Raw genomic sequence first — 11310 nt, 5'->3', positions numbered from 1 at the left:
GGCCCGACCCGTCCCGCCCGCAGCAGTTCCACCTCGACATCCGGGTGGCCGACATCGCCGAGGCCGAGCCGAAGGTGCTCGCGCTCGGCGCGCGGCCGCTGCCCGGCGGCGGAGGCGACTTCCGCGTGTACGCCGACCCGGTGGGCCACCCCTTCTGCCTGGTCTGGGACGCGTGAACATGCCGCTGCGCGGCTAGCTACAGCTAGCCCAGGACGGCGGGGTCGAGCACGACCTGGAAGAAGGCGCGGGGATCCTGCAGGGTCGCGGGCGGCCGGGCGGCCGACCTCGGCACGACCCGGTCCCAGCGCGCGAAGCGGCGGTGCGGCAGCAGCTCCCGTCCCTGGAACAGGTAGTCCCCCACCACCTCGCCGAGCAGCAGCCCGGCCCCGTGCTCGATCGGGAGCGCGACCGGATCCCCGGGGCGCACCTCGTCGAGGAAGGTCGAGAGCTGGCGCAGGTCCTTCGCGGGGCGCCGTCCCGAGATCTCCTTGGACAGCGCCCGCAGCTCCGCCGGGCTCATGCCCTGGGCGTCGACGTCGATCCCCGACTGGGTGCCCAGCCCCACGACGCCGGCCGCGAGGCAGGCACCCAGCTCGTTGTGCGACCGCGGCCGGGCCACCCACACCCGGACGCCGTCGGGTTCCGGGGCCGGCGGCAGGTCGTCGGGCCCCGGCCAGAGGTAGGGCAGGTCGTCGGGCTCGGGGCCGAACAATTCGGTGAACCGCCCGCGGTAGAACTCCGGGTCCTTCGCGATCAGGTTGGACCGGTGCGAGCGGTGCAGCTCCTCGTTCCCGATCCACGACGGCAGCAGCCCGGCGGCGGCCAGCTCGGCCTGCGGCCGGCCGACCACCTCGGGCGCGAACTCGCCGATCTGCCCCTCGGTGCTGTCGGCGAAGCCGCGCTCCCGCCACACCCGGGCCATGGCCAGCCCGTAGGCGACCAGCGCGGGCGTGCGCCCCTTCCACATGAGGACGGCGGGGTGGCTCGCCCAGCCGTAGTCGGGCAGCTCGATCGCCCGCAGGATCTGCAGCGTCTCCACCCGCTGCTTGCCCAGCCGCGGGGAGTCCAGCAGCCGCGCGCTCTCCTCGAAGTCGGGCACCGGCACGAAGGTCTGCATCGCGGCAGTTCCTGCCCTGTCCGGCCGCCACTAATCCCCGAGCTCGCGCAGCGCCTCCTCCCAGCGGGCGCGGCGCGCATCGTCGTCCTGCTCCCACCAGGCCGGGCCGCGTTCCCCCAGCCCGACCTTGGCCAGCTGCACACGCGCCCGGGCGGCGGCCACGGCGGCGTCGTCCCCGGCCGACTTCGCCGAACGCACGCCGGAGCGCCCCACCCCGAGGTGGTGCAGCAGCTGCGCGCGGACGTCGTCGGGCAGCGAGGGGTCTGCTGTCCGCCATCGCCGCCCGTCGACGACGACGTGCCGGCCGTCGTCGGTGCGCTCGACCTCGCGGGTCATCCGGCCAGGCGCGCGGCCAGCTCCGGCAGCACCACACCGAGCGGTGCGTCGACGCGCACGTCGGCCTTGGCATCGCCGCGGGTCGGGCCGACGTTCACGATCCCGACCGGGATCCCGAGCTTCGCCGCCCGGAGCACGAACCGGTACCCGCTCATGACGGTGAGGGACGACCCGAGCACCACGAGGCTGCCGGCCTCCTCGACCAGTGCGAAGCAGGCGTCGACCCGGTCCCGGGGCACCGTCTCGCCGAAGAAGACGACGTCGGGCTTGAGCGGGCCGGCGCCGCAGGCCAGGCAGTCCACCATCACGAAGCCGTCGAGCACCTCGTCGGGCAGCTCGGCGTCCCCGTCGGGGTTGATCTCCTCGACCCGCGGCCCGAAGTGCGGATTGGCCTCGTGCAGCCGCTCGTCCAGCGCCGCGCGGTCCGCCACGTCCCCGCAGCCCAGGCACACCGTCCGGTCCAGGCCCCCGTGCAGCTCGACCACGTCGCGGGCGCCGCCTGCCTGGTGCAGCCCGTCGACGTTCTGGGTGATGACGCCGCTGAGCAGTCCGGCGCCCTGCAGCGACGCGACGCCGCGGTGTCCGTCGTTGGGCCGGGCCGCGCGCATCTGCCGCCAGCCGACGAAGCTCCGCGCCCAGTAGCGGTGCCGGCCGCGCGGGTCGCGGGTGAAGGTCTGGTAGGTCATGGGGGTGTGCCGGCGCAGGCTGCCGGTGGCCCCGCGGTAGTCCGGGATCCCGGAATCGGTGGACAGGCCGGCACCCGAGAGCACCAGCGCGTCGCCGTCGGAGACGAGATCGGCGAGCGCGTCGAGCGCAGCCCCCGTTCCCGGGACGGCGGGAGGAGCGACGGTCACCGCCCCATCGTCCCTGCCGGACGCCGGTCGCGCCGCCGGGTGGCTCAGCTCACCCCGTGCGCCGGCCCGGCCGGGTGTCACCAGATCGGGACGGCGCCGTCCCGCTGGATGGACTCGAGCCGGTTCCCCACCGGGTCGGCCGCGTGAAAGCGGCGGTGCCCCGGGAAGTCGCTCTCGTCCCAGCTCACCTCGATGCCGGCACCGACCAGTGCGGCGGCCAGGCCGTCGAGGTCCTGCCCGGATGCCGGGGTGCGCCTTGCGAGCCGGGCGGAAGGCCTGCTCCACGCCGAGGTGCAGCTCGGAGGCATCGGCGCGGACCAGGGACCCCCGCGGGCGGCCAGGGCCGGCGGCTTGGTCGGCTCCAGCATGCCGAGGAGACCGACGTAGAACCCGCGGCAGCGGTCCTCGCCGTCCGGCGGGATCGCGACCATGACCTGATGCAGGCCGAACCCGAACGACGACGTGTGGTCGGGCCCGTAGCCCTGTCCGGAGGTCACGGGGATCCCTCGGCGGGGGCAGCCTGGGTCACCTGAAGACGTCCTTGATCTTCTCGCCGGCCTGCTTGAGGTTGCTCGCCGCCTGGTCGCCCTTGCCCTCGGCCTCCAGGTCGGGGTTGTCGGTCGCCCGGCCGGCGAGCTCCTTGCCCTTGCCGGCCAGCTCGTCGATCTTGTTGCTGATCTTGTCCTCGTTCACCCGGGCACTGCTACCCGTGACTGCAGGCGACATGCCCGGCCCGCGGTCAGACCTCGGCGACGGCGTGCGCACCGCACGTGCAGGCCGGTCCGCGGGACTGGAGCACCAGGGACACCGCGTGCGAGCGGTCCCGGGCACCCAGCTTGCGCAGGATGGCCTTCACGTGGGACTTCACGGTGTCCTCGGAGATGAACAGGTTCGCGCCGATCTGGCGATTCGCCTGCCCCTTCACCAGTTCGTCCAGGACATCGGACTCACGGCGGGTCAGCGGCGCCTGGAGCGTCAGCTCGCGCACCTGCGCGACGCCGTCGGTCTCCCCGCGACGGATCTGCGGGTCGACGACGGTGCGGCCGGCCCGGGCGGCGAGGAGCGCCCATCCCAGGAGGGTGGCCGAGGCGTTGAGCAGCAGGTACCCGCGCACACCGGCAGCGAGCGCCTCGTTGACGACGGCCGGCTCGTCGGAGGTCCCGACGGCGACGACCGCCAGCTGCGGAAAGCGGCGGCGGAGGTCGCGGCAGGCGTTCAGCGCCTCGGCCCGGCCGGTGCCGAGCTCCACGACGACGACGTCGGGACGGGCGGCCTCGGCCAGGGTGAGCGCGCGGCGCGGCTCCCCCGGCGCTCCGACGACCTGGATGCCGGCCGTCTCGTTCACCATGCCGACCAGGCCGCGGCGGAGCACGGGGGCGTCGGCGAGCACGAGAACACGGAGGGCACCGCGGCTGTTGCCGAGCGTCGGGCTGGTCACGGTGGGCTCCGCTTCGATCCGGTGAGGGGGCTGACCTGCACTCCATCGACCGGGTGGCGGCGCAGCTTGAGAGCTCCGCCGGGATCATCTGACCGGCCGGGCCCGGAACCGGCGTCGGTCAGCCCGCGGAGGCGGCAGGAGCCGGCTGCGGGAAGAGCCGGCGCAGCACGTCGGAGAGGGTGACGACGCCGATCACCGCCCCGGCGTCGGTGACGACGGCGAGGTGGTTGCGCGACTCGCGCATCGCCTTGAGCGCCGCGTGCACGGTGGTGTCGGCCTCCAGGGCGAACACCGGCCGAGCGAACGGCGCGGCCGGCGCCGCGTCGGCGGCGGTGAGGGTGTCCCGGACGTGCACGACGCCGTTGATCTCCTCGCCCTCGACCGCGCCCAGCAGGATCCGGAGGTGCCCCGACGCCTGGGTGAGCGCACGGACCTCGCCGACGGTGGCGGCGGAGCGCACCCCCGTCGGGCGGGACGCCGGCCCGACCATCTCGCGCACGGTCAGCCGCTCCAGCTCCAGGACACCGGCGATCTGCGCCGAGAAGCTCGCGTCCAGCGCACCGACGTTGGCCGAGTGCTCCACAAGGTGGCGCAGCGCGTCGGGGCTGTGGCCGACCGCGAGCTCGTCGGCGGGCTGCACCCCGACCGTCCGGACCAGCCGGTTGGCCGCGGCGTTCAGTGCCCGCAGCAACGGCCGGAACAGCAGCATGAACCCCCGCATCGGCACGGCGAGCAGGGTGGCCGACCGCTCGGGATGGGCGATCGCCCACGACTTCGGCGCCATCTCACCCACGACGAGGTGGATGAAGGTGACCACGAGCAGGGCGAGGACGAAGCCGACGACGTCGGCCGCGACAAGCGGCAGCCCCCAGCCCTCGAACACCGGGGTCAGCCAGTGGTGCACCGCCGGCTTGCTGATCGCGCCGAGTGCCAGGGTGGCCGCGGTGATGCCCAGCTGGGAGCCCGCCAGCAGCAGCGTCAGCTCCGACGAGTTGCGCAGCGCCGCCCGCGCCGCACGGCTGTCGGGTGCGGCCTCCTCGAGCCGGTGCCGCTTGGCCGCCAGCGCGGCGAACTCCACCGCGACGAAGAACGCCGACAGGGCGACGATCAGCACGGTCGCCGCGACGACGACCCACGGGTTGTCGCTCATCGGGAGCCCTCCTCGGCGGTCGCGCCGTCGTCCTCGGCACCGGCGGGCATGCGGTCGGGCAGCTCCAGCCGCACCCGGGACGGCACGTGCCGCTCCACGGCGAGCACGTGCACCTGGAGCTGCCGCGGGGCGGGCTCGTCGGCGAGGACCAGATCACCGGGATCCGGTGGCAGCTCGATGGCCAGCGACGTCCCCGCCGGTGGGAGGGTGCCGGCGGCCGCGATGACCAGGCCGGCGATCGTCTCGTAGTGCCCGCGGGGCAGGTCGACCCCGAGTGCGCGCTCGATCTCGTCGACGTGCACGTCGCCCGGCATCTCCCAGACGCCGTCCCCCTCGATCGGCACGTACTCGGGGTGCTCGGCGTCGTGCTCGTCGGTGATCTCCCCGACCAGCTCCTCGGCGAGGTCCTCCAGGGTGATCACGCCGGCGAACCCCCCGTACTCGTCGAGGACGCAGGCCAGCTGGTTCTCGGTCTCGGCGAGCTGCTGCAGCGCGTCGGGCAGCGAGGTGAACGTGGAGACCACCAGGCTCTCGCGGGCGATCGAGGTCACCGGCGCGGTGTCGGGCTGCGCCGTCGTCAGCACGTCGGCCAGGTGCACCACGCCGACGACGTCGCCGGTCCCGGCCTCCAGGACCGGATAGCGGGAGTGACCGCTGGCCATGAGCTCGCGCAGGTGCCCGACGGTGTCGGTCTCGGCGACGGTGCCCACCCGCGGACGCGGGATCATCGCGTGCTCGACGTCGCGGTGCGGGAAGTCCAGGATCCGGTCGACCATCATCGACAGCTCCGCGGGCAGGTCGCCGCTCTCCCGCGACTCCTCGACGATGTGCTCCAGGTCGCGGGCGGTGGCCGCGTGCTCGACGTCGTGCACCGGCTCGATGCGCAGCGCCCGCAGCAGCAGGTTCGACGCCTGGTCGAACACCCAGATCAGCCAGCCGAACAACTTGAGGTACCCGACGGTCGAGGTGGCCAGCCACAGCGCGACCGGCTCCGGGCGGGAGATGGCCAGGTTCTTCGGGAAGAGCTCGCCGAAGAGCATCTGGACGACGGTGGAGAACAGCAGCGCCAGCACCGCGCCGATGCCGACGCTCACCGCGGGAGGGATGCCGACGTCACCGAGCAGCGCGCCGAGTGACTCCCCGATCAGCGGCTCGGCGACGTAGCCGACGAGCAGCCCGGTGACCGTGATGCCCAGCTGGGCGCCCGACAGCATGAAGGAGGTGCGGCGGGTGACACCCAGCGCGCGCTTCGCGGTGGCGTCACCGGCTTCGGCGCGGGCCGCGAGGGTGGCCCGGTCGACCGCCATGTACGCGAACTCCTGGGCCACGAAGTAGCCGGTCACCGCGGTGATCGCGAGGACCACCAGCAGCCCGAGCAGCAGGGTGAGCACTTCGGTCACCGGCCACGCACCCCCTCGACGGGCAGGGTGTACGTGGCCTCGGGACTGTGATCGGGGCTCATGGCTCTCTTCGACGAAGCGGCTCGGGGCGGGTCGCCCCCCGGGGCAACGACCTGACGGCGGCCGACGTTCCGTCCGGCCGACGGTTCTACTGTGGACGACGAGACGACGTGGTCGTCCACGAGGAGAGCACAGCGGACATGACGCACGGAACCGACGAGCCGGATCAGCCGGTCATCCGGCCCGCTCCGCACCGCTGGCTCTGGTACGCCCTGGGCGGCACGTTGCCGGAGCGGCACCGCGGCTGGGTCCTCTTCGACACCACGACCCGCACCTGGGGCCTGCGGCACGTCGCCCGGATGCTCGTGCAGATGGCGGTCCCGATCGCGCTGGTCCTGATCTTCCTGCCGGCGCCGTTCGGCCTGCGCATCGCCGTGGTCGGGGGCGGGATCTTCCTCGGCCTCATCTACTCGCTGGCCTACATGCCGGAGACCACCGAGACCCGGGTGATGAAGGCCGGCTACCCGGCCGGCACCGCCACCGCCGTCCGGGACCGTGCCGGCTCCCAGCGCGACCTCAGGGACAGCGAACGCCGGCGGGCCGCCGCCGCGAAGCGTGCCGCCCGCTACCGCGAGCGCACCGGCCGCTGATCGGCAGGATCGGTCGGCGTCACACCGCCGGGTCGCCGTCCGGTCGCAGGGACGACGCCACGGCGACCGGGGCGGGAACGGGCAGTGCGGGCATGCCGGGGGCCTCCGCGTCGATCGAGCCCGCCGCAGCGGAGGCGTCGTCCCGGGCTGCGGCGTAGGCGGCGCTCAGCCGCCGGTAGGCGGGACTGGCGAGCGCGGCGAGGACGACGAGGACCCCGATCAGCCCGGTGCCGACGAAGACCAAGGCGATGCCGCGCACCGGGCCGGTACCGAACCACTCACCGATTCCCCGCGCCCCGGCGCCGTCGGTCATGAACGGGATGACGACGAACTGCGTGAGGGGGGCCATGAGGAAGGCGGTCAGCGGGGAAGCCGCCTGCTCGATGCTCTGGGCGAAGCCGAACACCCGGCCCTGCCGCTCGTAGGGGACCACCCGCTGCAGGACGGTCTGCTCGGCGGCCTCGGCGAAGGGCATCGCGAGCATGAAGACGCCCATCGCCACGGTGAGCGTCAGGATCGAGGACACCAGCGGGAACAGCATCGTCCCGGTCCACATGACCACGTTGACCAGCAGCAGCACGCGGATCGGGCGGCTGCCCAGGCCGACGCGGGCCACCAGCAGGCCGCCGACGATCAGCAGCGCGGACAGCGCGCCCCACAGCAGCCCCCACGCCTGCACGGACATCAGCGACAGGCCGTAGGGATCCATCAGGGCCATGAAGGCGCCACCGAGGAAGTTGTTGAAGCAGCTGAACAGGATCAGCGGCAGCAGGCCGGGCACCCCGCGGACGAGCCGGAGCGTCCCGCGCAGGTCCACGCCGGCATTGGCGGCCGCGCCGTCACCACCGTCCGCGGCAGCCGGCCTCCGGTCCTCGGGGACGCGCACCGCGGTCAGGTGGACGACCGCGAGCACCAGGACGGTGAGGGTCAGCGCCAGGACCGCGCCCATGCCGCCGAAGGCGACCAGCAGCCCGCTGATCACCGACGTGACGAGCATGGACAGGCCGGACGCGGACCCGACGAGCCCGTTGGCCCGGTCCCGCCGGTCCTCGGGGACGAGCAGCGTGACCAGGGTCGGCAGCGCGATCATGCGCGGGTTGCCGGCGATCACACCGGCCATGAGCAGGACGACGAAGATCCACAGCGGCACGCTGGCCGCGGTCTGGAACGACTCCGCCGGGGTGAGCAGGTAGATGGCGAACGCCAGGGAGTAGAGCGCCATCGAGGCGACCGCAGAACCCTGCAGGACGGCGTGCTTGGGATGGTGGTCGACCAGGCTGCCGAACCAGATGCCGGTCCCGGCCGTCGCCACCAGGAAGATGCCGGCGATCATGCCGGTGGCGAACACCGACCCGGTCTCCAGGAACACCCAGAAGGTCACCGCGAACCAGACCGTGTAGTTGACGACCGACACCAGCACGTTGTTGACCAGCAGGTGCGCGAAGACCCGCTCGGGTCCCGAGCGCAGATCGAGCGCGGGTGCGCGGTCGGCCATGGTGTCCTCCCTCGCCGGCACCGGGGTCCCAGGCGGGCGCCTGGCACGGGTGCGGGTCAGCAGGGAAGACCGCGCGAGGGGCGCCGGCTCATCGGTGCCCACCGATGATCACCGCCGAGCGCCCTCCGGTCAGCTGCCGTGCCGCCCGGTGAGGGGCAGCGCCTGGTGGTGCCCCCGGCAGGATTCGAACCTGCGACACACGGTTTAGGAAACCGATGCTCTATCCCCTGAGCTACGGGGGCCACGGCGGAGCGCACCCGCGCCGGACCAACGACCAGAGGCTATCCGGCGGCGGAGCGGAACCTCTCGCGCACCCGACGCGTCGAACGAGAAGAGGACGCGGACGGATCGCCAGGGTTACCGTTCTGGTGCGTACGTCCCGCTCTCCGGCAACGGCGCCGGAGACGACGGAAGGGTGGACGAGGATCGATGGGCACCACGGTGGTGGACGTCCCCGAGAAGGGGCGCTTCGAGGTCCGGATCGGCGAGCGCGTGGTCGGGCTGGCCAGCTATCACGTCGAGGGCACGTCGATGACGCTGCCGCACACGGAGGTCGATCCCAGCGTCGGCGGCCAGGGCATCGGGACGACGCTCGTGGCCGGTGTGCTCTCCGCGGCGCGCGAGCGCGGGCTCACCGTGCTCCCCTACTGCTCGTTCGTCCGCCACTACATCCAGCAGCACCCGGCGGACGTCGACCTGGTGGCCGCCGAGGACCGGCCGCACTTCGGCCTGGAGACGGCCGACCGCTGACCGGGCCGTCGCGGGCGGCCGCCTAGGCTGCGCGGATGCCCGAGGGCCACACCCTGTACCGCCTGGCGCGGGACCAGACCCAGCTGTTCGCCGGTCGCCCGGTGCACGTCACCAGCCCCCAGGGGCGGTTCGAGGCCGGCGCGGCGCTGCTCGACGGCCGCGTGCTGGACGAGGTCTTCTCCTACGGCAAGCACCTGTTCGCCCGCTTCGGCGGCGACCACCTGCACGTGCACCTCGGGCTGTACGGCACGTACACGACCGGCGTCGGCGCCCCGCCGCCGGCGAAGGGGGCGCTGCGGATGCGCTGGGAGGCCGACGGTGCCGACGACGCCGGCGTCTGGACCGACCTGCGCGGACCCACCGCCTGCGAGGTGCTGACCACCCCGGAGGCGATGCGCATCCTGGACCGGCTGGGCCCCGACCCGTTGCGCCCCCGCGCCGACGGCACGGCCGCGTTCCGCCGGATCACCGGAAGCCGTACCGCGATCGGCGCCCTGCTCATGGACCAGTCGGTGCTGGCCGGCGTGGGCAACGTCTACCGCGCCGAGCTGCTGTTCCGGCACAACGTGTCGCCGTTCCGTCCGGGCCGGCAGGTGGACGCCGAGCTGTGGGCCCGCATGTGGCCGGACCTGGTCACGCTGATGAGGGCCGGAGTCCGGATGGGGCGCATCGTCACGACCCGCCCGGAGGACCGGTCCCGGCGCGGCGGTGCCGTCCAGCGGGACGACGCGCACTACGTCTACCGCCGCACCGAACTCCCCTGCCGGCTGTGCGGGACCGAGATCCGGACCCAGGTCATGGTGGGCCGCAACCTGTACTGGTGCCCCGTCTGCCAGGCGGTCTGACCCTCGGTCGCCCGGGCCGCCGCCCTCCCAGGAACGGCGTGTACGTTCGCCGCCGATGAGATCGGGATCACGGTGGGTCGTCGGGGTGCTCGCCTCGGTCACGGTGCTGCTCGGCAACCCGGGCGCTGCCGCAGCGGCCCCGACCGAGGGCTCGGGCGCGGGGCGCACCGTGGGCTACGACGTCTCGCACCCGCAGTGCGGCACGGAGCTGCCCGCGCCGGGCGCCTTCGCCGTCGTCGGCGTGAACGGCGGACTGGCCACCCGCACCAATCCCTGCCTCACGGAGCAGCTGACCTGGGCCTCGGGGTCCTCCGGCGCGGTGGGAGACCAGCCGCGCGTGCAGCTCTACCTGAACACCGCCAACCCGGGTGAGCTCCGCGGGCTGGTCACCACCTGGCCCTCGACGGGCCAGACCCCGTACGGCAGCTGCGACGGCGGCAACTCGATGGCCTGCTCGTGGCAGTACGGCTGGGAGCGGGCCCGGACCAGCGTCGAGGCGTTCTTCCGGCCCGCGGCCCGCGCCGCGCGGCTGGACAGCCAGCCCGCCCGCTACACGTGGTGGCTGGACGTCGAGACCATGAACACCTGGCAGTCCGGCTCCGCCGAGGCCCGCGCCCGGAACCGGGTCACCCTCGAGGGGATGACCGAGTACCTGACCGATCAGGACGGCGAGGTCGGCGTGTACTCGACCGGCTACCAGTGGCGCCGGATCGTCGGCGAGGTGCCCGCCGACAGCCCGCTGGTCGGCCTGCCCAGCTGGCTGGCCGGCGCCCTGACCCTGCCCCAGGCGGTGGACCTGTGCGACGAGCCGGCACTGGTCCCACGCAGCGAGGTCGAGCTCACCCAGTACGTTCCGGACGACCTCGACCTCAACTACGCCTGCCGCTAGATCGCGCCCTTGTCCGGGTCGCCGGCCGGCACGGCCGTCAGGTAGCGGACGTCGAGCGGAGCGGCCAGCTTGTCGCCGATCGTGGCGCCCAGATTCGTCAGCGCCTCCGCCTTGCCGTGCACCCGCAGCGCCTCCTGGCTCTCCCACCGCTCGACCATCACGAAGACGCCCTCGGCCTCGTGCAGCGCGTACCGCTCGCACCCCGGCTCTGCGTGCACCTGCGGAACCGCGGTCAGCAGGGCCTCCCGGACGGCGTCCACCGCATCCGGCCGAGGGGTGATGGTGGCGACGACGACGACGGACACGGAGGCCTCCTGGGGCGACGGGAACGGACGGATGCGGACGGGTGCGGACGCCAGCCCTGGTGGAGCGGCGCCGGCCGCGTC

The 11310-nt window shown here is 73.6% G+C and carries 15 protein-coding genes and 1 tRNA gene; 5 read left to right on the top strand and 11 right to left on the bottom strand.

Features of this window, described 5'->3' with window-relative positions:
* Window positions 1-176 (top strand): VOC family protein (locus C5508_RS20505; RefSeq protein ID WP_269801784.1); only part of this gene is annotated, 176 nt, incomplete at its 5' end.
* 26 nt (window positions 177-202) lie between these two features.
* On the opposite strand, the gene C5508_RS12815 is transcribed toward C5508_RS20505, so the two are convergent.
* The 8 genes from C5508_RS12815 to C5508_RS12780 form a co-directional block, all read right to left on the bottom strand.
* Entirely contained in the window at window positions 203-1117 is a 915-nt protein-coding gene (locus C5508_RS12815; protein ID WP_104525335.1) for an MSMEG_6728 family protein, read from the bottom strand.
* 30 nt (window positions 1118-1147) lie between these two features.
* Window positions 1148-1453 (bottom strand): biopolymer transporter Tol, encoded by a 306-nt coding sequence (locus tag C5508_RS12810; RefSeq protein ID WP_104525334.1) that lies wholly within the window; start codon window positions 1451-1453, stop codon window positions 1148-1150.
* Entirely contained in the window at window positions 1450-2307 is an 858-nt protein-coding gene (locus C5508_RS12805) for an NAD-dependent protein deacetylase (protein ID WP_104525333.1), read from the bottom strand. The genes C5508_RS12810 and C5508_RS12805 overlap by 4 nt, the downstream gene beginning before the upstream one ends.
* A 77-nt stretch (window positions 2308-2384) precedes the next feature.
* Window positions 2385-2804: a VOC family protein gene (locus C5508_RS12800; RefSeq protein WP_232797109.1), complete on the bottom strand. Its 420-nt coding sequence runs from the start codon at window positions 2802-2804 to the stop codon at window positions 2385-2387.
* A 28-nt stretch (window positions 2805-2832) separates the two neighbouring features.
* On the bottom strand, window positions 2833-3000 hold the full coding sequence (locus C5508_RS12795; protein WP_232797108.1) for a CsbD family protein: 168 nt from the start codon (window positions 2998-3000) through the stop codon (window positions 2833-2835).
* 46 nt (window positions 3001-3046) lie between these two features.
* On the bottom strand, window positions 3047-3745 hold the full coding sequence (locus C5508_RS12790) for a response regulator transcription factor (RefSeq protein ID WP_104525331.1): 699 nt from the start codon (window positions 3743-3745) through the stop codon (window positions 3047-3049).
* 118 nt (window positions 3746-3863) lie between these two features.
* Window positions 3864-4895: a hemolysin family protein gene (locus tag C5508_RS12785; protein ID WP_104525330.1), complete on the bottom strand. Its 1032-nt coding sequence runs from the start codon at window positions 4893-4895 to the stop codon at window positions 3864-3866.
* Complete coding sequence (locus tag C5508_RS12780) at window positions 4892-6295, bottom strand: hemolysin family protein (protein WP_104525329.1); 1404 nt, start codon at window positions 6293-6295, stop codon at window positions 4892-4894. The genes C5508_RS12785 and C5508_RS12780 overlap by 4 nt, the downstream gene beginning before the upstream one ends.
* A 200-nt stretch (window positions 6296-6495) precedes the next feature.
* Between C5508_RS12780 and C5508_RS12775 the strand changes: the two genes are divergently transcribed.
* On the top strand, window positions 6496-6945 hold the full coding sequence (locus C5508_RS12775) for a DUF5313 family protein (RefSeq protein ID WP_104525339.1): 450 nt from the start codon (window positions 6496-6498) through the stop codon (window positions 6943-6945).
* 19 nt (window positions 6946-6964) lie between these two features.
* Here C5508_RS12775 and C5508_RS12770 read toward each other — a convergent pair whose 3' ends face one another.
* On the bottom strand, window positions 6965-8440 hold the full coding sequence (locus tag C5508_RS12770) for an MFS transporter (protein ID WP_104525328.1): 1476 nt from the start codon (window positions 8438-8440) through the stop codon (window positions 6965-6967).
* A 166-nt stretch (window positions 8441-8606) separates the two neighbouring features.
* Window positions 8607-8682: transfer RNA gene (locus tag C5508_RS12765), tRNA-Arg, on the bottom strand.
* 187 nt (window positions 8683-8869) lie between these two features.
* On the opposite strand from C5508_RS12765, the gene C5508_RS12760 reads away from it, so the two are divergent.
* From C5508_RS12760 to C5508_RS12750, 3 genes are read left to right on the top strand one after another with little or no spacing between them, the layout of a single operon-like run.
* Window positions 8870-9190, top strand: a complete 321-nt coding sequence (locus C5508_RS12760; RefSeq protein ID WP_104525327.1) for a GNAT family N-acetyltransferase — start codon at window positions 8870-8872, stop codon at window positions 9188-9190.
* 35 nt (window positions 9191-9225) lie between these two features.
* On the top strand, window positions 9226-10035 hold the full coding sequence (locus tag C5508_RS12755) for an Fpg/Nei family DNA glycosylase (RefSeq protein ID WP_104525326.1): 810 nt from the start codon (window positions 9226-9228) through the stop codon (window positions 10033-10035).
* 55 nt (window positions 10036-10090) lie between these two features.
* On the top strand, window positions 10091-10924 hold the full coding sequence (locus tag C5508_RS12750; protein WP_157944087.1) for a glycoside hydrolase family 25 domain-containing protein: 834 nt from the start codon (window positions 10091-10093) through the stop codon (window positions 10922-10924).
* On the opposite strand, the gene C5508_RS12745 is transcribed toward C5508_RS12750, so the two are convergent.
* A complete protein-coding gene (locus C5508_RS12745) occupies window positions 10921-11229 on the bottom strand; it encodes a putative quinol monooxygenase (protein ID WP_104525324.1) in 309 nt (102 codons plus the stop codon). The genes C5508_RS12750 and C5508_RS12745 overlap by 4 nt on opposite strands.
* Window positions 11230-11310 lie beyond the last annotated feature (81 nt).

The sequence above is a fragment of the Blastococcus atacamensis genome, from assembly GCF_002938425.1.
Lineage (GTDB): Bacteria > Actinomycetota > Actinomycetes > Mycobacteriales > Geodermatophilaceae > Blastococcus > Blastococcus atacamensis.
This window is presented reverse-complemented; position numbering and strand designations above follow the sequence as displayed.

Excerpts from the sequence above, each read along its gene's own strand:
- C5508_RS12750 (WP_157944087.1), top strand. The coding sequence starts at position 10,091 with ATGAGATCGGGATCACGGTGGGTCGTCGGGGTGCTCGCCTCGGTCACG.
- C5508_RS12770 (WP_104525328.1), bottom strand. The coding sequence starts at position 8,440 with ATGGCCGACCGCGCACCCGCGCTCGATCTGCGCTCGGGACCCGAGCGG.
- C5508_RS12815 (WP_104525335.1), bottom strand. The coding sequence starts at position 1,117 with ATGCAGACCTTCGTGCCGGTGCCCGACTTCGAGGAGAGCGCGCGGCTG.
- C5508_RS12785 (WP_104525330.1), bottom strand. The coding sequence starts at position 4,895 with ATGAGCGACAACCCGTGGGTCGTCGTCGCGGCGACCGTGCTGATCGTC.
- C5508_RS12755 (WP_104525326.1), top strand. The coding sequence starts at position 9,226 with ATGCCCGAGGGCCACACCCTGTACCGCCTGGCGCGGGACCAGACCCAG.
- C5508_RS12775 (WP_104525339.1), top strand. The coding sequence starts at position 6,496 with ATGACGCACGGAACCGACGAGCCGGATCAGCCGGTCATCCGGCCCGCT.
- C5508_RS12760 (WP_104525327.1), top strand. The coding sequence starts at position 8,870 with ATGGGCACCACGGTGGTGGACGTCCCCGAGAAGGGGCGCTTCGAGGTC.
- C5508_RS12810 (WP_104525334.1), bottom strand. The coding sequence starts at position 1,453 with ATGACCCGCGAGGTCGAGCGCACCGACGACGGCCGGCACGTCGTCGTC.